The sequence below is a fragment of the Paenibacillus methanolicus genome (genome assembly GCF_008124765.1).
Classification (GTDB): Bacteria; Bacillota; Bacilli; order Paenibacillales; family Paenibacillaceae; genus Paenibacillus_Z; species Paenibacillus_Z methanolicus.
On the sequence record NZ_VNHS01000001.1, the window covers coordinates 1 to 23,440 of the forward strand.

Consider the following 23,440-nt stretch of genomic DNA (forward strand, 5'->3'; position numbering starts at 1 on the left):
CAAAGAACGTACGGAAAGCGGTTATGAACTTCGCCATCGCCATTACCGCAGTGCTAGCTGCGAAGGATGCCCACTCAAGGTAAACTGCACAAAGGTAGCTGGTGATCGTGAGATTAAAGTGAGCCTGGACTATCTTCGCTACAAACAACGGGCACGCGAACGCTTGAAGAGCGAAGAAGGCTACGCGCTTTCAGTTCGGCGGATGCATGAACCCGAAAGCGTATTTGGACAGATAAAGAACAACCGGGGATTCCGAAGATTCCTGCTTCGCGGCTTGCCAAAAGTGAGCCTGGAGGTCGGGTGGCTTTCGCTCGCCCATAATTTGTTGAAGAAAGCCGCAGTGGACCGAAAATGGCAAATGGCGTCACAGGGATAAGACCCTGTAACGCCATTTTTCATGCAATTGGAGGCCATTCGAAGTTAGAAGACATTTTACTTAAACCCTTTTGAGACGGCCCCTTTTTTGTTCCGCGAAAATGTGGGATATATTTCAAATTAACGTTTACATGGGAACATATGTTTGGTAGTATAAATTGGCAAGATGACAAGAAAGGAGAGGTTCAAAGTTAAAGCGGAACGCGCCGATAGCCAGCCGAGACCACGAATGCATTCGGCGCGGGGCGTTACGCCCGGCTGCGCTTCGGACGATCCGCATGCGAGTGCAATCGCGTCGGCGGAGCATCTTGCCTGCCTTTTGTTACGGCCGACGGCGGATCGACGATGGCGCTTCCATCAGACGGCGTTTCCTTAGCGAAACAGCCGTTCAATCGTTCCAGCTCCCGCTGTTCCTCGTAGAGATCCCAGTAGATGCCGCTCAGGGGAGGCGGGTCGTCTTCGTCCTCGCGGGTGAAGTCGATGACGATCGTTTTGGCGCGGCGGCCGGACGGACGGGCATATGTTCTGCGGTATAGCAGGATGACGCAGAGAAGAAGAAGGAGCGTTACAAGCATCGATTGGCCGATATCCGTCTCTCCCGTCATGCCGATAACAAGGGAGGCGAATACGATCGCGGGAACAAGCAAGAAGTAGATGGCGGCCAAGGTAAGCAATCGCTCCAGCCGCCGGAACCATATTCGCATAAGCAGCACCTCGCCCTGATGATACTTTTAACCTATGCGCGAAGGGGTTATCCGCATTTCTGGCCGGGCTATTCTCTTCCGATCGGGCGAGCGCCGGAGTCGGCACCTGGCGGTGAGAGAGAACGCACGGCATTGTACACGTTGACCAAATAAGCAGCAGGTTCGATTTACAAAATCATAGAGATTGTCATAGCCTAGTTTCTGGTACACTAGTTTCATAGTTTTTCCATACTAGGAGGATGATTATGGGATTCAGATCTTCTTGGAAATCCAACGTGCTCAAAACATCGCTCGCCCTCGCGCTTGCGGTGCCGGCGCCTTTCCTGTCCCTCGGAAGCCTGCAGACGTCGCATGCGGAAGGGCCGGCTGATCCGGCGCCGTTCATTGACGCGAAGGTCGTCAATGGCAACGCGGGCAAAAAGGTGCTGTTCGATAACACGCATGCCCAAACGGCAGGCGCGGCCGACTGGGTCATCGACGGCGCCTTCTCGGACTTCGGGAACGCGCTCGCGAACAACGGCTATTACGTCAAGGAGCTGCGCAAGACGACCCCGATCACGCTTGGCGATCTGAGCGGCTACGACGTATTCGTCATTGCCGAGGCCAACGTGCCGTTCAAGACGAGCGAGCAGGCTGCGATGCTGCAGTACGTCCAGAACGGCGGCAGCATCTTCTTCATCGGCGACCATTACAACGCAGACCGGAACAAGAACCGCTGGGACGGCAACGAAGCGTTCAACGGCTATCGCCGCGGGGCATGGACCAACCCGGCTCAAGGGATGGATGCGGCGGAGTCCGCTTCCGCGCAGATGCAGGACGTCGCCAGCTCCGATTGGCTAGCCGATAACTTCGGCGTTCGCTTCCGCTACAACGCGCTAGGCGACATCAACGCGACGAACGTCGTCGCGCCGGAGCAATCGTTCGGCATTACCGAAGGCGTAGACGCCGTCGCGATGCACGCCGGGTCGACGATCGCCATCACCGATCCGGACAAGGCGAAGGGCATCGTATATCTGCCGGAGACGAACGAGGCCTGGCCGAATGCGGTCGACCAAGGCGTCTATAACGGCGGCGGCGTCGCGGAAGGACCGTATGTGGCGATCGCGAAGTCGGGCGCGGGCAAAGCGGCGTTCATCGGCGACTCCTCGCCGGTCGAAGACGCGACGCCGAAGTACTTGCGCGAAGATACGGGCGCGAAGAAAACGACCTATGACGGCTTCAAGGAAGTCGACGACGGCAAGCTGCTCGTCAATATGATCGATTGGCTGGCGAAGAAGGAGAGCTACGCGGAGCTGTCCGAGGTCGACGGTCTTCAGCTCGATCAGCCGACCGCCCTGCTGCCCTTCGAGGAGCCGGCCGCTTCGACCGAGCCGAAGGCCGAGCCATGGGCGGCGCCGAACGCGGGCTACAAGTGGTATGACCGCAGCACGTTCAAGCCGGGCTCGTATGGCGGACCGGCGGCGACGGCGAGCGCCGCGTACAGCTTCTTGCACCAGGCGGTGCTTCCGAACGCGGCTGATTTCCAAATTCGGATCGTCATCGATAATTTGCCTGCCAATACGACGGTATCCGGTTATCAGGCCGGCATCTACCTGGTCAGCGGCGGCGCGCAAATCGCCAAATTCCAGAACGCCGACGGCACGTGGCCGGCGACGGAAGCTTATAGCGCGAACTTCAGCCTGACCTCGGATTCGAAAGGGCACGCGTATAAAGATTTGACCGTGCGCATCAAGCCGGGCACGACGGCGGCCGCGAACCTGCGTCTGCGCCAGAACGGCTCGAATCTGAAGACGGCGGCCGTGACGCTGGGCAACGTGCCGGCTGAGCCGCTGCCAGAAGAGCAGAACCCGATTCCGGCCAAAATCGAGATAGCGGAAGCGCGCGCTAAGACAGTCGGCACCGTCGTGACGGTCGAAGGCGTCGTGACGACCGAGCCGGGCGCGTTCGGCGGACAAGCGTTCTATCTGCAGGACGAATCGGCCGGACTGTATGTCTTCCAAAGTCTGAGCGGCTTCCATGCCGGCGACAAGATCAAAATAACGGCGCCGACGGCGCTGTATAATACGGAGCTCGAGCTCGTCGACCCGGTCGCGATCGAGAAGACCGGCACGGCCGCGCTTCCGGCGGCGAAGACGGTCGACACGGTTAACGACGCGAATCAAGGTCAGTTGGTAGAGCTGCGCGACGCGACGATCGCGAATATCATCGCCGCGTCTCCGGCCGGTTCGTTCGAATTCGATGCGGTCAAAGGCGACGCGAGCACGCATGTACGCGTGGATGGACGTACAGGTTTGACGCTGGCGACGTTCCCGTACCAGGCGGGGCAGAAGGTCAGCATTCAAGGCGTCGCGGCGATCTTCAAAGGCGTGTATCAGCTTAAGCCGCGCGGCATCGCCGATTTTGCGGCGGCGTCCGACACGGCTGCTCCGATCACGAAGGCATCCGCATCCCCTACGGCTAACGCGAACGGATGGCATAACGGGGATGTCGTGCTGACGCTTGCGGCGACCGATAACGGCAGCGAGCCGATTACGACGACGTATGCCGTGAACGGCGGCGTATCCGCTGTCTATACGGGACCGGTTACGATTGCCGAAGAAGGCGTCCATAACGTGTCGTTCGCTTCCGCCGACGCCGCGGGCAACCAAGAAGCGGCTCAATCGATTGAAGTGAAGCTGGACAAGACGGCGCCGAGCGCCAGCTTGACCCAATCCGGCGGCGCCATCGGCGACGTGTCGGACGCGGATACGCTCAAGTTCGAACTGGTTAGCGCAGACGCCGTCTCGGGCGTCGCCTCGGAGACGCTGCTGCTCGACGGCGCGGTCATCGCGGAAGGTCAAGTCGTCCAGGCATCGAGCCTCGGCGAAGGCGAGCACGCGGTTAGCTACGCGGTGGTCGACGCGGCGGGCAACAAGACCGAAGCGACGGTTACCTTCCGGGTGAAATCGTCCACGACCGTATCCACGGGCAAACCGGGCAAGCCGGTGCTCTCTAGCACAAGCGGTCAATCCGGTCTGAAGGACGGCAACTATACGGTCACGATGAACATGTGGTGGGGGAATAACGGCACGCGGCTGAACGTCTACGAGAACGGCGTGCTCGTGCATACTCAATCGTTGACGGACGCAGCGCCGTCCGCCCAAACCGCGAAGTTCAACGTGAGCGGCAAAGCGAACGGCACGTACGCCTACACGGCGGAGCTGAGCAACAAGTACGGCACGACCGGCAGCGAACCGTTGGTCGTTCAAGTGACGGACGCCGCGCCGGGTAAGCCAGTCCTGTCGCACGATAACTGGGACGGCGACGGCAGCTTCCGCGTGACGATGAACATGTGGTGGGGCACGAATGCGACCGAGTACCGGTTGTACGAGAACGGCCAGCTGATCGATTCGACTGCGCTGGCAGCCGCGACGCCGGGCGCGCAGAGCGCGGTCACCGCGATGAACGGCAAGGCGCCTGGCGTCTACGAATACGAGGCGGTGTTGGTCAACGCGGCGGGCACGACGAGCAGCGCGAAGATCACTGTTCAGGTAACGAAGTAACCGAACTCATCCTTTTCCATACAGAAGAATCGCCGGATGTGCATGAAGCGCGTCCGGCGATTCTTTTTGTTGCGAGCCGAGTCGGATGATTCGCCCAGTAATCACCTGTCACTTTTCTCTTTCCAATCCCCGATACCTTTATGTAAATACGCTGACGGGGATCACGGGCAACCTGTCCGGGGAGAAAGGAAGGCGCGCATGTTCAAGTTCAGAAGCATTTCCAAAATGGCTTATTTCCTGATCGTGCCATTGCTGGCCGTCGGCATGGGAGGGATAGTCAGTTACTCCAATGTCGTGCTGCACGATACGATGGATGCCGATATCGAGAAGTATATGACCGAGCAGACGAAGGCTGTCAGCACCCTGTTGGAAGAGGATATGCTGAAGCATGCCCGGACGGCCGAGAACTTCGCGCGCCTTCTTGAGGGCATCGATATCAAGGGGCATGATATGTCCTACTTCGAAATGATGTCGACGCAGCTGGTCAAATCGGACCCGAACACGTTCGGAGTGAGCGTGAATTTGGAGCCGAACGTTCACCGGCAAGGGGTCAAATATTTCTCGACCTACGCTTACCGCGACGGAGAGAAGATTGTGACGACGCAGGACTATAACACGCCGGAATATGATTATTTGAACCAGCCTTGGTACAAAGACGGAGCCGAAACCGACCGATCCTTCGTGTTTACCGATATTTTTTTCGATGAATTACTGAATAAATCGCTTATGACGGCGTCGGCGCCGATCCGCGATGGTAGCGGCAAGCTGATGGGCGTGACGACGGCGGACATGGATTTGTCGACGGTGCTGGATTTGGTTAAGCGGACGACGGTCGAGCAAACGGGCTATGCGTATTTGCTGAATGGCAGCGGGGAAATCATCGCGACCGGCAAAGGACAGGCGACGAGCGAAATGAGCGAAGCCGATGCCGCGGCGTCGAAGACCGAAATGATGAAACTGCTGGCAAGCGAGGAAGGAATGGGCATCTTAGCGAGCGAATCGGGCGAACTCGGGGTGTTCTACAGGCAAATTCCGAATACGAACATGTACCTTTGCTTAACGGCGCCGATGTCCGAATTCATGCACACGTTGAACGACCGCATGTACGCTTCAATTGCGATCGGCGTGGTCGCAATCGCGGTATTGATCGTTATTCTTTCCTTATTCTTGCGTTATATGTCGCGAAATATCCGGAGCGTGACCGAAGCATCCAAACGGATGGCGGAAGGCGATTTCACCGGCAAGCTCGAGATGAAATCCGCCGACGAATTCGGACGCTTGGCCGATCATTTCAACCAAATGTCCGAGCGAATGAAGAAGACGATTCAAGAAGTGTCGGCCAAATCCGGCATTGTCTCCGCCACGTCGGATGAGCTTCGCCGCAATGCCGAGATCGCGAATGACGCAGCCAATACGATCGTTTCGGACGTGCTCATCATGTCTGAAGGCGCGCAGCAGCAAATGAAGGGCACGACGAACAGCGCGACGGCGCTCAGCGAGCTGACGCTCGGCGTACAGCGGATCGCGGAGTCGTCCTCCGACGTCGCCGAGATTACAACCGACATGTATGCGCGCGCCGAGGAAGGTCGAGGCATTGTCGACCATGCGGTGGATAACATGAACGAGATCAATCAGTCGGTCAAAGCGGTAGCGGCGGCGGTGGGCCGTATGGAGAACCATTCCGTGCGCATCGGCGAAATCATCGGCGTCATCGCCGGCATTACGAAACAGACGAATATGCTCGCGCTTAACGCGGGCATCGAAGCATCCCGCGCCGGCGAGCACGGCAAAGGTTTCGGCGTCGTCGCGTCGGAGATCGGCAAGCTGGCCGAGCAATCCAACGATTCCGCGCGGCTCATTACCGATATTATTACCGAAATCAATCAAGATACCGCTACGGTCGTGGATCTGATGAGCAAAGGCTTGACGGACGTCGAGACCGGGACGGACACGATCCGCAGCGTCGGCGCCGCGTTCAGGCATATCGTAAGCGAAATTCAGAGCGTCAACGAGCGGATGCTCGAAATCTCCAGCTCCTCGGAGCAAATGTCCGCGGGGGCGGAACAGCTGTCCGTCAGCGGCGACGAGATGTCCCGTCTGGCTAAGAGCGCGCACGGCAAGACCGAGATGGTCAAGCGTTCTTCGCAAAGTCAGCTCGACGTCTCGAGAAGCATCGACGAATCCTCGTCGGTTCTCACGCAGCTGACGAAAGACCTCGAGGACGTCGTAAGCAAATTCAAAGTTTGATCCCAATTAAAATCGTTGCCGGAGCCTCTGCCCTACTCAGGGCGGAGGTTTTTTGTTCGCGTCGCGATCCCGCCGCTGCGAGCGGTACTAGCGAAAGTTAGTACTAGGTGAGCTCGCGCGGCTGGCGGATAATGGTACGATACGGGCGTTTGAGAGAAGGAGGCTCCTTATGAAAAAAACGTTCGCGCTCGCGCTGCTCGCCGCCTTATGCCTGCACACTTACGCGCGCTTCCAATCGCCGGACCAGGACCCGTACCTGATAACCGATTACAGCCGGCTTCATCCGGTCAAAGTGAGCAGAGTCGTCGCGGGCAAGGAAGAAGAGCAGCTTCGGAACCTGGTACGGGAGGCGCGCGACAAAGGGCTGACGATCTCGATCGCCGGCCAGCGCCACAGCCAAGGCGGGCACACCTACTATAAAGACGGCGTCGTACTCGATATGACCGCGTTCAATCACGTATTGGATTTCGATCCCGTCCGCCGCACGATCCGCGTTCAAGCCGGCGCCACATGGGGCGACGTGCAAGACTATATCAATCCGCACGGCTTGTCCGTGAAGACGATGCAGTCCCAGAATATATTCTCGATCGGCGGCTCGCTCAGCGTGAACGCGCACGGCCGGGATATTCGCAACGGCTCGCTGATCGCGAGCGTCGAATCGTTCCGGCTTATGAACGCGCAAGGCGAGACGATCCAAGTCAGCCGAACCGAGAATGCGGCCTTGTTCCCGCTCGTCATCGGCGGCTATGGGTTGTTTGGCATTATCGTGGACGTTACGCTGCGTTTAACGGACGACGAGCTGTACCGGACGCGGACGGATACGATGGACGTGTACGCATATCATTCATATTTCGAACGAGAGGTACTCGGCAATCCGGACGTGCGCATGCATCTAGCGCGGATATCGGTAGCGCCGGACCGTTTTCTGACCGATATGTATGCCATCAATTATGTGCGAGAAGATTCCGTGCCGCTGCAGGCGCATAACCGGCTTCGGGAAAGGGAGAGCGGCGTGCTGCCCGCCAAAATCATGTTCGGAATAAGCCGCAAGTCCGACTGGGGCAAAGATGCGTTGTGGACGATGCAAAAAGCGCTGTTCGAAAGAGAGAAGGGGCAGCTTATCTCCCGCAATAACGCAATGCGATCGGAGTCGGCCTTCATGGACTATCAGAGCGCCACCGATCACGACTTGCTGCAGGAATATTTCATCCCCGTGGATCGATTCGCCGGATTTATCGACGATTTCCGAAGCGTGCTGGCGAGAGAACGGCTGAATCTATTGAATATTACCGTACGCTACGTCAATCGCGACGAGGAAGCCGCGTTATCCTATGCTACCGATGATATGTTCGCGTTGGTGTGTCTGTTCAACGTCCCGCTCTCCGAGGAAGGGCAAGCGCATACAAAGCAGGCCATTCAATCCGTCATCGACCGCGTGCTCGCGCACAAGGGGACGTATTATTTGCCTTACGCCGCATATCCGAGCGCCGCGCAGTTTCATGCCGCCTATCCAGGCGCGGCGGCGTTCTTCCGGGCTAAGGAGCAGGCGGATCCGGCTGCGCGGTTCGTCAACTATTTCTATGAGGACTACGGAAAGGATGCGCGTCGATGAACATCAGGTGGTTAATCCGCTCGCAAACGATGGTGACGCTGGCTGCGGGAATGATCTATCCGTATTACTTGCTGTTTCTAAAAAATCTCGGCAACAGCTTCACGAAGTATGGCTTGGCATTCGCGGTATTCACGATCAGCTCGGCAATCGCGTCCCAGTGGCTGGCCCGAAGCGTGGACCGGCACGGCAAACGAATGCTTGTCGCAAGTTCGATCGGCATGATGGCCGCCATGGCTGCGTTCCCCTGGGTTATGAGCTACACCGTGGTGCTTCTGCTTCAGTTGTTGATGGGCGTCTGCTGCGCCATGCAGAAGATCAGCGAACGCACGCTGCTCGCCGACCTGACGGAACGAGGGAATCGGGGCAAGACGATGGGGGAGTATCAATTCTGGACGTCCGTCGCCTCCGGCTTGGCGGTCGTATTCGGCGGATATTTGATCGATCTGCTGACCATTGACGCCTTGTTCTATGTCAGCGCCGCGATCTATGGGGCGAGCGCTTGGGCGACATGGCGGAACAATGGACGCGGATCAGCCTCGGCAGAGTAGATGGAGCTTCGTCCGATACCGAAATTCGAGAAGTCGCCAGGTCGTTGTGCAACCGTCCAACGAACGGATAGAAGCGGCATGACCGATCTTAAGGGTGCTATACTAGGGAGGAACAAGACCCTTTGACCGACGAATAGAGGAGAATCGCAGTATGAAGCCAGACCGTATGTTATCCCGCTTTCTAACCTTGTCGCAGCATTATATAACCGAGATGGACGCATACACATGGGATGAATTTAACCGGAAGCCATCTAAAGACTCTTGGTCCCTCGGCGAAATGTACAGCCATGTCATTAACACCGGATTCCTTCAAATGCAATCGCTCCATGCCTGTCTGCATGGGCCGGAGAACCGGGAAGCGAAGAAGACGACCGTCGGTAAAATCGTCTATCTGATCGGCGGCATCCCTCCGATCAGAGCGAAGGTGCCGAAATCCGCGGAAGGGACCGCGAGCGTGCCGGCCGACAAGCAGGAGTTGATCGACAATATGGCCAAGCTGCGCCGGCAGATGGAAGAAGCGCTGCCGCTCGTGCTGGGGGCTTCGCCGGACCGCAAAGTGGAGCATCCCTATTTTGGCTACATTAACGCGAAGGAATGGTATCATCATATCGTCATGCACGTGGCGCATCATTTGCGCCAGAAGCGCCGGGTCGATGCTTTCTTGAAACGATAGGCCGACGTTGTAGAGGTCGCCGGGACGGTTAACTGATCCGGCGGCTTTCGCGCGTCCAAGCGGAACACGGGGAGACGGCCAAAGCCTGCGATGGTCATCGTTAAAAACGTAATAATAACATATAGACTTATCGAAGATATTATGGATATAATAAGTCTGTAATTAACATTAACTCATGGCGAAGAGGACTGGGAGCTGGGCTTTTTCGGCTTAACGGACTACTTGCACATGCAGTTCATAGGGCATCTGACTGGACGGAGCGCTGTGTTGCCGTATCAGAGACATTATTACTCGATAAAGGATGGGATTACATTGAAAGATACGAATCCATTCGACGTAGCCATTATCGGCGGCGGACCGGCGGGATTAAGCGGAGCCTTAGTGCTCGGGAGGGCTAGAAGAAGCGTCGTCATCATCGACGAAGGGAAAGCGCGTAACCGGGTCACGCGCGAAACGCACGGTTTCTTGACGCGGGACGGCAGTAGTCCGGGCGAGTTCAGAGCCGCTGCAGCCGAGCAAATGCGGCGTTATCCGTCCGTCTCATTCGTACAGGACGCGGCTGCGGAAATAAGTGGCGCCGATGGGGCTTTCCGGATCGTAACCTCCGGCGGCGACGCGTATGAAGCGAAGAAGCTATTGTTCGCCGCGGGCAAAAAAGACCGGCCGCTGGACATCGAAGGGTTGGCCGACGTGTATGGCATAAGCGCGTTCGTCTGTCCTTATTGCGACGGCTGGGAGCTTCGGGATCAGCCGCTTGCGGTCATTACGAGCGGGGAAGGCGCGATGCATATGGCGAAGACGCTGGCGGGCTGGACGTCAAGTTACGCCATTTGCACGAATGGACCGGATGGATTGACGGACGAGCAGCGCGAAGCGTTGGCCAAGCGCAATATCCCCTTGTACGACGCGCCGATCGAACGGATCGAATCGAAGGAGGGGATGGTGGAGCAGATCGTGCTTCGGGATGGACGGCGCGTCGCTTGTACCGGCATTTTCTTCGCGCCGACGCTCGTCGCCGGATCGGACCTCCCGCAATCGCTGGGGTGTGAAATGACGGAAGCCGGCAGCCTCGTCATTAACGACTTCGGCGGAACGAACGTGCCGGGCGTATTCGGCGCCGGAGACGCGGCTACGATCAAGTATCAAGCCATAATGGCGGCCGCGATGGGATCGATGGCGGCGGTCGGCATTAATATGGAGCTGCTCCAGGAAACGTGGGACAACGCGTAACCATTGGGGGCCAGCGCAGGAATAACCGGACGTTGCGGGCCAGTCGGGGCAGCCTCGGCATGGCATCGCGTCCGGTTCTTGGTTGAAATACAAGCGATGAAACGCGAACCCCCGCTAAAAGACGGCGTCAGCCGTTTCGACTTGCCCTCACGGGGAGTTGCCATGATCCGGGTGTTCGCCGAATAGCTCGCCGGCTTCCAACCGATCGACGAAACGTTGGAGCCATTCATAGTACCGAATGCCGTGCCGAAGCTTGTGCAGATCGGCCAAGCAGCGCTCGCGTTCTTCGGCCGGCGTCGTCTCGGATAAGACGAGCTCCGAAAGCTCGGGCAGCACTTCGTTGATCGCGCCTGTCATGACGTCGATCTCCCGCTGCAGTTTCATCGTGAAGAAGCTGCGGAACGCCTGGAAGAAATCGGTCTCCGCGACATATTGGTCTTTGCGGTCGATCTTCTCCTCCAGCTTGGTCACCATCTTCGATTCGAGCAGCGAGCGGATGGCATAGCTCATATTGCTCTTGCTCATGTTCATGTGGCCCATCATATCTTCCAGCGTGAACGGCTTGTCCTCGAAAAACATAATGCCGTACAGCTGGCCGAACGAATAATTCGCGCCGTACAAATCCATCGTCTGGGCGATGGCGTCGATGACCGTCCCTCGCAGCTGCTCGCGAGGCGTATCTTTCTCCCCGGTTTCTCTCTTCATGGCGAAGTCTCCTGTTCCGATGTCGTGCTATCTTCTTCTTATGAGATAATTGTACATGAAAATTTGTACGTGTTCGAGAAGTTCGCGAATTTATCTTGATAATTTCATTGGATTCAATAATAATTGAACGGTAGAAGGCGAATTGGAAGTCTAAGGGAGAGCTGCGGATGGGCATGATCGCCGTAAACGGGAAAACGTACGCGGTAGAGGGTTTGTTATTCGATAAAGACGGCACGATTCTGGATTTCGTGTCGATGTGGGGACCTTGGTGCGAATGGCTGCTGCAAGGGTATATCGGCCGGCTCGAGCGGTTGGCGCCGGGAAGCGTCTCGTCGCTCGGCTTGACGCCTGCGTTCCTGCCTCGATTGCTCGGCACCGTGCATCAAGCGGACGGTCGAATCGTCGATTACGACCGGAATGGCCCGCTCGCGATGGGAACGCTGCCGGAGCTGTTCGGCATCCTGTCTTGGCATGCGTACCAAGCCGGACTGTCTTGGGCGGAGGCGAAGGAGCTCGTCGAGGCTTGCCGCCAGGAGGCGGAGAGCCAGCTGGCGAAGGCGAAGCCGATCAAGGCGCTGCCGGGACTTCTGCCGCTGCTCGAGGCGGCGAAGGCTGCGGGCATCCCAATGGCCGTCGTAACAGCGGACGACACCGAACCCGCCGAGCGGCATCTCGCTTGGATGGGCATCCGGCATTATTTCGAGACCGTCGTCGGGAACGATCTGGCGGAGCGCGGCAAACCGTTCCCCGATTTGATGGAGCTGGCTTGCCGTCGGCTCGGCGTCGGGTGCGGGAGCGTCGCGATGATCGGGGACACGAACGCCGACATGCGCATGGGTCGCGCGGCGGGCGCGGCCGTCACGATCGGCATCGCGCCGACGGACGAAGCCGGCGTCTCGGATGTCACAGCCGGCCTGACGGATGCCGATCACGTGATCGCGGGTTATGCCGAAATCAGCATTCGGGGAGCAAGCGATGAAAGCTGATGCCGCATGGGGCTGGATGTATTTGGCGCTGGCCATCGGGCTCGAGCTGTCGGGGACGGTCGCGATGAAATATTCCGCCGGCTTCTCTCGTCTGTGGCCATCCGTGCTCATGTTCGCGTTCTATGGCGCCAGCTTCACGTGTCTGAACTTCGCGCTGAAGACGATCAACGTCAGCATCGCCTATGCGATTTGGTCCGGCGTCGGGATCGTGCTGATTACGCTTGCGGGCTTCGTCTTGTTCAAGCAACCGCTGCCATGGACATCGATGATCTGGGTCGGCGTCATCGTCGCCGGCATCGTCGGGCTGAACATGAGCGCAGGCGGACATTAAAGGGAGAGGTGGATGAACATGCAGCAGAACGGAAGACGGGCTTGTTTCCAAGTGATAACCGACACCCATGTGACAATGGATGCGCAGCATGTCCATAACCGGAATTTCGAACGGGCGCTGCTCGATATCGCCGCGCTCGAGCCGGACAGCATGGGCATTATGCATGTCGGCGACATTACGGATCATGGCTGGGAAGAAGAATACGTCGAGATGGCGCGGATTTGGGAGCAGTGCCGCGAGCGGGGGCTAACCGTCCCGATTCGCTTCGCGCATGGGAATCATGATCTATTCGGCGGCGAAACGGTGGCGCAGCTCGAACGGTTTCAACGTTTTACGGCGATGCCTGGGCCTTATCATGCACACGAAGTTGACGGGTACCTATTCTTGTTCCTCGGATCGGAGCAGGCGGAGCCGGAACGGAAGGATTTCGCCTATCTATCGGTCGAGCAGCTAAACTGGTTGGAGCAGCGGCTGAAGAGCGCGGAAGCGGGGAAGCCGGTTTTCGTCTTCCTGCATCAGCCGCTCATGAACACCGTATCCGGCTCGCTCGAAGCGCAAGGGTGGCACGGCGTCATTCAAGACGAGGAACTGCATGCGATCGTTAGGCGTTACCCGCAGGTCATTCTGTTCAGCGGGCATACGCACTGGGAACTGGGTGCGCCGCATGCGCTGCATGGCGGGGATGGCCATTCGCCTGCCATGTTGAACGCCGCATCGGTCGGATATTTGTGGACGGACGAGGATGAGCATAAATCGGGCAGCCAAGGTTTTTTCGTGGATATTTACGAGGATCGCGTCATCGTGAAGGGTCGGGATTTTGAAGGCGGCCGTTGGGTGGAAAGCGCGGTAATCGAGCTCGGGCGCGGCGTGCAGGAAACCGGAGGAACGCGTAGCTAGCAAAAGCAGGAACAGAGTGAGAAAGCAGGCTTCTGGCGCCGGGTATTCCGCCATGAGGCCTGCTTTTTCGTTTGGAGAAGGTGTGTCAAAATTGGTATATTTTAGGATTCGCGATCCCGCAACGTGAGCGTGAGCATCGTCGATCGGGATAAGCTTCTATCTTCTATCATAATTCGTGGAGGGCGTTTGCCATTATGTGAATGGAAAACTATCGCGGCAGAAGTAGACAAGCAATCAACGGCCAATCAACCATCGGCTCATTCGAGCGGAGGCGACGTCTCCGCAGACGAAGCCGGCGCGGCCGCAAGCGGAAGCGAGAGCCGGCTTCGGACGCGACCGGCGGCTTTCGGATTGAGTGGGTGCAACCGGTGGATATGTTCCCTCAGACGAGTCATGTGGAGTGCGTTACACTGCTGGTGAAGAGATAGGCAATGTTGAATTTTTGCTGGGTTTCGAAGCTAACTGGATTAGTATAACTATTCAAAGGGCTGTTCCTTAGCTGAGTTTACCGCACGTGTAGAGGCATCGCCGGTAAAATAAACAGCCTCAGTCTTGGACATTAAGGAGTCCATTGCTGGAGCTGTTTTTGTTATCGGAACAGCTAAGGAATGCTTAAATCGTCGTGTCCTTCGGTAAATCGATCTTTATGATCAGACCTTCCAGCTCATCAGCCATGAACTTCTCCAACCCTTCGGAGGCGAGCGTTTGTTTGATCGTGAACTTCTGATTTTGGTCCAACATATCGAACGTCATCTCTTCGCGCTTCTCGACCTGGATAACATGGTATCCGTATTCCGTCTTTACCGGATCTCCGATCTGACCAATCTCTTGCTTGTTGACTGCATCCTTGAAGTTCTTTATGTAGTTGCCTACCGTTTGTCTTCTATAGAGCCCTCCGCTATTGCTGGAGGCAATATCGTCGGAATATTCCTTTGCAAGCACAGACCAATCGCCGCCTGCATCAAGCTTCATCTTCACTTCCTGCGCACGCTTGAACGCTTCTTCCATGGAATCGAGTTCTTCACCGCTCGACTTGTCTATTGTGCTGATTAGAATATGCCGCACTGTAACCATGTTGAAATCCGCTGAAGTTTCTTCGAATCTCATTTTCGCAGCATCATCCGAAATCTTGTTTAACTCCGCGTCTGTTACCGTTGTGATCAGACGGTAGAAATACTTGATATCCGAATCGGATAGCGCTGCCTCCTCAATCTGCATTTTAAGCGTTGGGTCGGACTCAATTGCTCTCTTTAAATGCTCGACGAACATGTTCATTTGCGCATCGACTTTCTTTATTGCTTCATCCGATATCTCACCTAGGAGGGAATACAACACTTTATGCCCGATATATTGTTTGAGGGTCATTTTTTTGTATGGCGACGTATCCAGCGTGTTCGCGTAATCCGGGTTCATCAGGCCAACAAATGCCATATATTTCAAGAACTCGTGTTCCGTTACCGTTCCATCCTTGTAAGTGGCAATAACATTGCCACTTCCTGCACTCGGCACCGGCGTATTCCTCTGCGACATCTCGTTGTTTCAACTCCTTACTCATGAAAGACATATAAAGTTACGCTTAATACCTTAAGAATCAATAGGAAATGGGATCGGCTCACCATCATTATAATGGAGCTGAAACTTGCTGTCTAAACGATTTCGCGCCAACTCGAGCCATGGTCTGGTTATTCGGATTAAACGAATGGAGAAGAGAATTGGAAGGGATTGCGTCTTATGATCAATGAGTTTTGGGCGGGGAAGACTCCGCCTTGTAGCCTTGGTTCACCCAATAAAAGCGCTTGCAGATTGAGAAAAGGCGTGATATAACAATATTAAGAAAACTAAACGTTTAAATTTGGTAGGTGCTCAGTCCCTCGCCTAAAGATCGAGGCTGGCTTCGGCTCTATTTCCTTACTTGAGTAGACGAAAATCTTCACGCTTATGAAGGTAATTCGTCTATTATTCTCGTGTATTCTCGTACATAATGCCTGAAGCCATGCGATCGATTAGAATGTCTCCATTTTTTTATCCCAAAATCTAAACGTTTAGATTTTGGGATATTGCCTTTTGGCTTTTATCCCGATGGGATTGAAGCATAGATGAACATTTGAATGAGGGGGAAGTAGAATGCGCAATAAATCGGTACCCATGGCCTTATCCGCTGTTTTATTAATGTTAACGCTTGCGGGTTGCGGTAACTCGAACGGCAATAACAATGCCGGCAAGGAGGAGAACGCGCAAGGACAAACTACGACGAACACCGGCACGAATCAGACCGGAACGTCGAGCACGGCCGAACCGGTCAAACTCACGCTGTGGACCTTTGTTGAACAGCATCAGAAGTTTTACGAGTCTATGGCCGAAATGTGGAATCAGAAGCATCCGGAAGAGCCGATCGAGCTGGAAGCGACCACGATTCCTTATGACGATATGCATACGAAGCTGCTGCTCGCGCTGCAATCCGGAAGCGGGGCGCCGGATTTGGCGGACGTGGAGCAAAGCAAGTTCCCCAACTTTGTCAAAGGCAAACCTCAGCTTGTCGAGTTGAACGACATTATCGAGCCTGAACTCCCCAACATCGTAAAGTCTCGGGTGGATATTTATAGCAGCGACGACAAGTATTACGGCATTGATTTTCACGTCGGCGCGACCGTCATGTACTACAACAAGGAAATCTTGGACCAAGCCGGCGTGAATCCGGATGATATTAAGCTCTGGTCCGACGTGGAGAAGTACGGCAAGCAGGTATTGGAGAAAACCGGCAAGCCGTTCATTACCTTCGAAGGCAACGGGAACTGGTCCTGGTGGCCGGCGATCAGCCAGCGCAACTCCGATCAGGTGGACCAAGACGGGAATCCAACGGTTGACGCGCAGGTGAACATCGACACGATGAACTTCTTCCAGAAGCTCGTCCAAGAAAAGATCGCGGCGGTCGCGCCAGGCGTCGGTCACGATACGGAGGAATACAAAGGCTTCATGAACAACGGCGGGGCGGCGTCGGTCTTCATGCCATTCTGGTTCATGGGCCGCTTCACGGACGAAATGCCGGATTTGAAAGGAAAAATGATCATCCGTCCGATGCCGGCTTGGGAAGAAGGCGGCTTCCGCTCCGCAGGCATGGGGGGAACGGCCACGACGATTACGAACCAATCCAAGCACATCGATCTGGCCAAGAAGTTTACGGCGTTCGCCAAGCTTTCGAAGGAAGGCAATATTGAAATTTGGAAGCAGCTCGGGTTCGATCCAATCCGGACCGAGGTTTGGTCGGATCCGGCGATGAAAGAAGCCAATAAGTTCACGGCCTACTTCGGCGACGATATTTTCGACACGCTGCTTGAGGTCAAAGACGAAATCAACCCGGTGAACATCCGCGAGATCTCGCCGAAAGTATTCGATGTCGTCCGTAACGACGCGATACCGCAAATCTTCCAGCAAATGAAAGATCCTTCGACGGTTCTGAAAGAATCGCAAGAAAAGCTGGTCCAGCAAAAATAGCGGCGACGTTATTATCGCCGTGCAGCGCATGTCGCGATGCCTGCACGGCCGTCTAAAATTAGAGAAAATGAAGTCCTATGGAAGGAGGAGAGCATCTTGCCTACTGTGGTTACAGATTCGACGAAGAATAAGCTCGCCGGGAGAAGACGAAGCAAACTCAACATGCAGATAGTCGCGCCTTATTTGTTCGTAATGCCATTCATTTTATCGTTTATCGTATTCTTCTCCTATCCGCTCATTCAAGCCATGCTCATGAGCTTTCAGGAAGTGCTGCCCGGAGAGACGCGCTATATTGGTTTCGATAATTACAAGAAGCTGTGGAACGAAGACTTCTTCCAAGCGCTCTACAATAATACGCGCTATACGTTCTGGACCGTCGTGGTGCTGATTCCGTTGCCGATGGCGCTGGCCGTATTTTTGAATTCCAAATTGCTTGCGGGGAGAAATTTCTTTCGGTCGACGTTATTTATACCCGCCCTTACATCCGTCGTGGTAGCGGGCATCATATTCCGGCTCATGTTCGGCGAGCTTGATAACTCGCTCATGAACAGCATCCTGCATCTGGTCGGCATTCCGAGCCAAAAATGGCTTCAAAGCTCCTCGCTCTCCATGCTGGCGCTCATCATTCTGGCGACGTGGCGGTGGGTAGGCATTAATATGCTGTACTATCTATCGGCGCTGCAAAATATTCCGAAGGACATGTATGAGTCCGCTTCGCTGGATGGAGCAGGGCCGATTCGCTCCTTCTTCAGCATTACGCTGCCGCAGTTGAAGCCGATTACGATCTACGTGACGACCATCAGTATCTACGGCGGTTATGCGATGTTTACGGAGAGCTACATGCTATGGGGAGGCAAAGCATCGCCGCAAGGGATCGGCCTTACCTTGGTCGGCTACATCTATCAGCAGGGCTTCGAATATTTCGACCTCGGGTTCGGGGCGGCGATTGGCATTACGTTACTCGGCATTACGCTTGTCGTGAGCATGCTTCAGCTTCTTGCAAGCGGCATGTTCAAGAAGGAGGCATAACCGATGGACAAACGCGTTCGCTTCGGTTCGCTGTCATCGATCGTTTTATTACTCGCGTTCATCGGGTTTGCCGTGCTGGCTCTATTTCCTTTGTACGCGCTCATGCTGGCCTCCTTCAAGCCGGCTCAAGAGTTGTTCCGGTACGGTTTGAATGTACGCTGGGATCTCGCCGTGATGGGCTTCGAGAATTATAAGCAAATTTTTCTCTCGCATGAAGGCTCGGCAGGCCATTTCTTCGGATGGTACCGCAACAGCATCGTCATTACCTTGCTCTACACGGTCATCTGTTTGCTGGTGTCCTCCATGGTCGGATACGGTCTGGCCATGTACGAGTTCAAAGGACGCAATCTGCTGTTTACATTGGTGCTTGTCGTCATGATGCTGCCAGTCGAGATTATTATCCTGCCGCTCTATAAATTGATGATTAGTTTTACGCTGATCAATTCGATCTGGGGCGTCATCCTTCCGTTCGTCGTGGCGCCGCTGCCGATTTTCTTCTTCCGGCAATTCGCGCTCGGATTGCCGAAGGATTTCATGGATGCCGCGAGAATTGACGGCTGCAACGAATTCGGCATCTTCTTCCGCGTCATGGTTCCGCTCATGCTGCCGGCTTTCGGGGCGATGACGATCCTCCAGGCGCTCCAGAGTTGGAATAACTTCCTGTGGCCGCTCATTGTCCTGCGCACCACCGAGAAATTCACGCTGCCGATCGGGTTGACCTCTTTGCTTTCGCCAATGGGCAACAATTACGAGGTGCTCATCGCCGGCTCGGTGCTGGCGATTCTGCCGATCCTGATTCTTTTTATTTTCTTCCAACGGTATTTCGTGGAAGGGTTGACGGTCGGAGGCGTCAAAGGCTAGCAGCGGCGGGGAAGCAATACAGACAACCGGCACCCTCAAATAAGGTTGAAATATTGAATATTCAAGTTGATATTTTCGGTCCTCCTCCCAAAATGCAGATGATAAGATGAAGTAAACGCTTACCGAGCAGACGAGTAGGCGGAAAGGAGTTCGTCTCCTTGATAAGCGAGGAGCTGCATTCAATAATCTAAACGATTAACAGGAGGGTGTTCTTGTGATCTCAGCGATGTGGAGAAAGCTTTCATCCAAGCAGACAATCGCGTCCGTTTCCGCGCTTGCGCTGTTTGCCGGGCTTGTCAGCCCAATGGGCGGCCAAGTATCGGCTGCAGCCGAGTCATCGAATGGCGGGCTTCAAGTGGAAATTGGCCAATATGGCGAAATTAATTCCCTGCAAATAAAAGACGACCTGTTCCCGACGGAATATGCGATGAACGCCGTTACGGCTCCCGAACAAAATACGGACGACCATCAATGGCTCGGAGAGCTGATGTTTACGTATCGGCTCGGAGACGACGGCGACTGGCTGGAAGCGTCGACGAATCAATCCGCGGACGTCCGGAAGATCGAGAGATCGGAGAAGCAAACCACGGTGACCTATGAAAATTCGAAGAACGCCAAAGGGATTCGGGATTTCTCCTTGGTCGAGACATATACGCCGCAAGATGACGGCTCCCTGAGCTGGACAATCAAGCTGACGAATACGAGCGGGAAGAAGCTTGAAATCGGCGATTACGGCGTTCCTCTCGCGTTCAATGAGCAGTGGCAGTACGGGGATCAAATTTACGAGACGCGGGTCGTGACGCACTCCTTCGTCGGGAATAACAGCTCCTACATAACAGCCAGCCGTCCAAGCGGTCTTGGATCGTTCTTATTGATGACGCCTGACGCCAATACGCGCGCTGGATTCGAATACCAGGATCGTTGGCGCGCCGAAGAACGTCCCGGCAGCAAATGGACGGGCGAGAGCGGCAAGTGGATCGAAGGGCTGAACGTTTTCTATATCCACTCGAACGTCATTAAAAAAACGAACCGCGGCTATTTGCCGAACACAAGCCTCTTGCTCGAAGCCGGCGAAGAGAATAAGTATGGCTTTAATTTCTTCGCCGTCACGGATGAAGCGGATATGAAGAATAAGCTGTACGAGGAGGGGCTTATCGATGTGACGGTCGTCCCGGGGATGATCGTGCCGACGAACCAGAAAGCCAAATTCGATCTGCGCACGACGCAGCCGATTCATTCGGTTACCGATAAGGCGGGCCAAGACGTGAAGTTTGTCGAGAGCAAGGCCGGCGGACATCACATCTACGAGCTTCAGCTGAGCAAACTGGGGCCAAATCATATCACGGTTGAGTATGGCGACGGGTATAATACGGTCCTTCAATTTTATGCGATTTCCCCGATTGACGAAGCGCTCCAAGCTCGCTCCGAATTCATGGTCGAGAAGACGCAATGGGATGCGCCGGGGCAAATTTATGACAAAGTATTCGACGACTGGATGATGCACACGAAGGAGAAGAGAGGCAGCTTTGACGGTTATTGGGGATGGGGAGACGACTGGGGATTGACGCATGGGCAATTCTTGGCCGAGAAGAACGCGCTGGATCCGGTAGCCAAGGAAGTGAAGGCGCTGGATGAATATTTGGACGTCACCATCTGGACGAATCTCATGAATGGCCACCATGAGGATTACTTGATTCATGATTTCCTCATGCCGGAGCCGAATACGACGCCAACCTACCGGGGCTACGCGTATCCGCACATTTATAACACCTACTTCAGCATGTATAAAATCGCCAAGGATTACCCGCAATTGATCGATTATGCGGAAGAACCGGATACCTACCTGCTGCGGGCGTACCATATTTTCAAAGCGCTCTATGAAGGGCCGGTCGCCTATAACTGGAATACCGGACTGATGGGAGAATTAACGACGCCGGCTATTATCCAAGCGCTGCAAGAGGAAGGGTACACGGTCGAAGCGAACGATATCATCCATAAAATGAATCGGAAATACAACAATTTCAAAAATACGACGTATCCGTACGGCTCGGAGTACAGCTACGACAATACAGGCGAAGAAGCGGTCTATACATTGGCCAAAATGAATATGGGCCTTGAAGCGGAAGCGGCCAAAGCAAAGTCCATGATGGGGAAAATCAATGAAAAAACGCGCGCATCGCGCGGCCACATGCCGGTCTGGTATTACTATACCGATCCGGTCACGATAACGGGCGAGAACTGGTGGAACTTCCAATACACCGTATCCTTGGCCGGCTATGCGATGGATGATTGGATCCGTTATCATGCGGCCGATAACCGCGAAGAGGAGCAGCGGTTGTCCTACGCGGCCAAAATCGCGAACATCGGCGCCATCAATACCGGGCAGATCAGCGAGGACCCGGACAATTACGGCGCCGCTGCATGGACGTATCAAGCGGAGAAAGGCAACCTGGGCACGCTCGGACATGGCGGAGGCGCGAACGTCCCGCTTATGAACGGCTGGAGAGGCATGACGGGCGAAGCGGACTTAGGGTTATTCGGCGCTCTGCAGATATTAAGCGCCGATATCGCGATCGATCCGATCTTCGGTCTCACCGGCTACGGCGCCGACGTGTCGGAGAACAACGGTCGCTATGAGATCGTGCCGACGGACGGCTTGTATAAGAAAATCAATCTAATTACGGAGAAGCTGTACATTGCGCTGCAGCGAGACCAACATACCAAGGCGGTTCTTGCGAAGAACAAAGATTACGTGAAGCTTGCGATGAAGAACGGAACGCCTGGCGAAAGCCATAAGACCGGCATCACGCTGGAGGGCTTGAAGCCAGGCGCCTATGAGGTGAAAGTCGACGGACAATCGACAGGGAAAATCAATGCCTTCGGCGCAAAAGCGCAGCTGACCGTTCAGGCGCCGGCCGCGAACGATTATACGGTGGAGCTGATCGCGACGACTGCCGATCCGAATAAGGCTCCGACCGTAAATGCCGGCGACGATCAGACGATCCCGTTATACGACGACGCGATGCTGCTCGGTCAGGTAGAAGACGACGGTCTTCCGGCAGGGAAGCTCGAGGCGCAATGGAACCTGGTAACAGGTCCGGAAGGCGCTAACGTTGTCTTCGGCAACGCGAAAGCCAAGACGACGTCGGCCACGTTAGATGTACCTGGCGAATATGTATTTGAGTTGACGGCGAATGATTCGGAATTGACGGCATCCGATACGGTGAAGATTACGGTCACGCCTGCGCCGCCGCTTCCGGTGCTTATGGCTCATTATCTGTTTGATGAGACGGAAGGGACGGCTGCCGCCGACGCGTCGGGAAGCGGGAGGGACGGTACTCTCAAAGGAACGGCCGGTTGGACGGAAGGACGGTCCGGTCAAGCCGTGAAGGTCGGAGCCGAGGAAGGCTACGTGCAGCTGCCGGAAAATGTGATGAGCCATACGGAAGCGATGACGATCTCGGCATGGGTAAAGGCGAATTCGTTAAACGACTATGCCCGATTGTTTGACTTCGGCACGGGGACGGGGTCCTATATGTTCTTGGCGCCGAAGGTCGGCTCCGGCATGCAGTTCAGCATAACGGTGAACGGCAATGCGGCTGGAGCGGAGCAGACGGTTTCCGGCCCGGCTCTGACCGCCGGAGAATGGCGGCATGTTGCCGTTACGCTGGCGGATTCTACCGGAATTCTGTATGTAGACGGCAAAGAGGCTGGACGGAACACGAACATGACGCTCACGCCGAAAGACCTGGGCAAAACCAAAAACAACTATATCGGCAAATCGCAATACGCGGATCCTTATCTGGATGCGGCCATTGACGATTTCCGGATCTACAGCCGCGCATTAAGCGAGGCGGAGGTCGCCGCCTTGGTTGCGCCGAAGCAGGATCAGATCGAGCGGGTGGAGCAGCCTCAACTATCGACTCCGGTCGATGTCGCGCCCAAACTGCCTTCGTCGGTCAAAGCGTATTTGAAGGACGGAAGCACGATCAGCGTATCGGTAAAATGGGAGACAATAGCCCCTGAGCAATACGCGACGGAAGGCCAGACATTTACCGTTAAGGGATCCGTCACCGGAACTTCGCTTGAAGCGCTGGCAACCGTTGCCGTAAAGAACCGGGTCATCAACGGCTATCCATCGTTGGTCGTTCGATATAATATGGATGAAGCGGAAGGCTCGGAAATCAAGGACGCCAGTTCGAATCAAC

16 protein-coding genes and 1 pseudogene are annotated in these 23,440 nt (G+C 55.4%); 14 read left to right on the plus strand and 3 right to left on the minus strand.

All coding sequences use genetic code 11. The features are described 5' to 3' along the window. The coding region (locus BCM02_RS00005) for a transposase (RefSeq protein ID WP_187433921.1) at positions 1-376 on the plus strand (376 nt) is incomplete at its 5' end. A gap of 247 nt (positions 377-623) precedes the next feature. Here BCM02_RS00005 and BCM02_RS00010 read toward each other — a convergent pair. Then, complete coding sequence (locus BCM02_RS00010) at positions 624-1,079, minus strand: hypothetical protein (RefSeq protein ID WP_148927020.1); 456 nt, start codon at positions 1,077-1,079, stop codon at positions 624-626. 245 nt (positions 1,080-1,324) lie between these two features. Here BCM02_RS00010 and BCM02_RS00015 point away from each other — a divergent pair, with 245 nt between their 5' ends. The 6 genes from BCM02_RS00015 (at position 1,325) to BCM02_RS00040 (ending at position 10,931) form a co-directional block, all read left to right on the plus strand. Then, positions 1,325-4,621: an OmpL47-type beta-barrel domain-containing protein gene (locus BCM02_RS00015; RefSeq protein ID WP_148927021.1), complete on the plus strand. Its 3,297-nt coding sequence runs from the start codon at positions 1,325-1,327 to the stop codon at positions 4,619-4,621. A 198-nt stretch (positions 4,622-4,819) separates the two neighbouring features. Further along, the gene (locus BCM02_RS00020; RefSeq protein WP_187433922.1) at positions 4,820-6,868 is read left to right on the plus strand and encodes a methyl-accepting chemotaxis protein; all 2,049 of its coding nucleotides are present in this window, start codon (positions 4,820-4,822) and stop codon (positions 6,866-6,868) included. A 169-nt stretch (positions 6,869-7,037) separates the two neighbouring features. Then, positions 7,038-8,480 carry an FAD-binding oxidoreductase gene (locus BCM02_RS00025; protein ID WP_148927023.1) on the plus strand — a complete coding sequence of 481 codons (1,443 nt, stop codon included), beginning with the start codon at positions 7,038-7,040 and terminating at the stop codon, positions 8,478-8,480. Continuing rightward, a complete protein-coding gene (locus BCM02_RS00030; protein ID WP_148927024.1) occupies positions 8,477-9,028 on the plus strand; it encodes an MFS transporter in 552 nt (183 codons plus the stop codon). The genes BCM02_RS00025 and BCM02_RS00030 overlap by 4 nt, the downstream gene beginning before the upstream one ends. A 151-nt stretch (positions 9,029-9,179) precedes the next feature. Beyond that, the gene (locus BCM02_RS00035; RefSeq protein WP_148927025.1) at positions 9,180-9,701 is read left to right on the plus strand and encodes a DinB family protein; all 522 of its coding nucleotides are present in this window, start codon (positions 9,180-9,182) and stop codon (positions 9,699-9,701) included. Positions 9,702-10,013: 312 nt separating this feature from the next. After that, a complete protein-coding gene (locus BCM02_RS00040) occupies positions 10,014-10,931 on the plus strand; it encodes an NAD(P)/FAD-dependent oxidoreductase (protein ID WP_246183118.1) in 918 nt (305 codons plus the stop codon). 147 nt (positions 10,932-11,078) lie between these two features. On the opposite strand, the gene BCM02_RS00045 is transcribed toward BCM02_RS00040, so the two are convergent. Beyond that, on the minus strand, positions 11,079-11,636 hold the full coding sequence (locus BCM02_RS00045) for a GbsR/MarR family transcriptional regulator (RefSeq protein ID WP_148927027.1): 558 nt from the start codon (positions 11,634-11,636) through the stop codon (positions 11,079-11,081). Positions 11,637-11,803: 167 nt separating this feature from the next. On the opposite strand from BCM02_RS00045, the gene BCM02_RS00050 reads away from it, so the two are divergent. The 3 genes from BCM02_RS00050 to BCM02_RS00060 are packed head-to-tail and all read left to right on the plus strand — an operon-like array spanning position 11,804 to position 13,850. Then, complete coding sequence (locus BCM02_RS00050; protein WP_148927028.1) at positions 11,804-12,622, plus strand: HAD family hydrolase; 819 nt, start codon at positions 11,804-11,806, stop codon at positions 12,620-12,622. Further along, positions 12,612-12,953, plus strand: a complete 342-nt coding sequence (locus BCM02_RS00055; RefSeq protein ID WP_148927029.1) for a DMT family transporter — start codon at positions 12,612-12,614, stop codon at positions 12,951-12,953. The genes BCM02_RS00050 and BCM02_RS00055 overlap by 11 nt, the downstream gene beginning before the upstream one ends. Positions 12,954-12,965: 12 nt before the next feature. Then, entirely contained in the window at positions 12,966-13,850 is an 885-nt protein-coding gene (locus BCM02_RS00060) for a metallophosphoesterase family protein (RefSeq protein ID WP_148927030.1), read from the plus strand. A 612-nt stretch (positions 13,851-14,462) separates the two neighbouring features. Here BCM02_RS00060 and BCM02_RS00070 read toward each other — a convergent pair. Beyond that, positions 14,463-15,380: a peptidylprolyl isomerase gene (locus tag BCM02_RS00070; RefSeq protein WP_148927031.1), complete on the minus strand. Its 918-nt coding sequence runs from the start codon at positions 15,378-15,380 to the stop codon at positions 14,463-14,465. Between the two features lie 594 nt (positions 15,381-15,974). Between BCM02_RS00070 and BCM02_RS00075 the strand changes: the two genes are divergently transcribed. The 4 genes and pseudogenes from BCM02_RS00075 to BCM02_RS00090 all read left to right on the plus strand — a co-directional run. After that, positions 15,975-17,342, plus strand: coding sequence for an ABC transporter substrate-binding protein (locus BCM02_RS00075; RefSeq protein ID WP_246183119.1), 1,368 nt, complete (start codon positions 15,975-15,977; stop codon positions 17,340-17,342). Between the two features lie 96 nt (positions 17,343-17,438). Next, positions 17,439-18,371: a carbohydrate ABC transporter permease gene (locus tag BCM02_RS00080; RefSeq protein ID WP_425466132.1), complete on the plus strand. Its 933-nt coding sequence runs from the start codon at positions 17,439-17,441 to the stop codon at positions 18,369-18,371. 3 nt (positions 18,372-18,374) lie between these two features. Then, entirely contained in the window at positions 18,375-19,232 is an 858-nt protein-coding gene (locus BCM02_RS00085) for a carbohydrate ABC transporter permease (RefSeq protein ID WP_148927032.1), read from the plus strand. 304 nt (positions 19,233-19,536) lie between these two features. Continuing rightward, positions 19,537-23,343, plus strand: a pseudogene (locus BCM02_RS00090) (DUF5695 domain-containing protein); the annotation flags it as partial. Between the last annotated feature and the right edge of the window lie 97 nt (positions 23,344-23,440).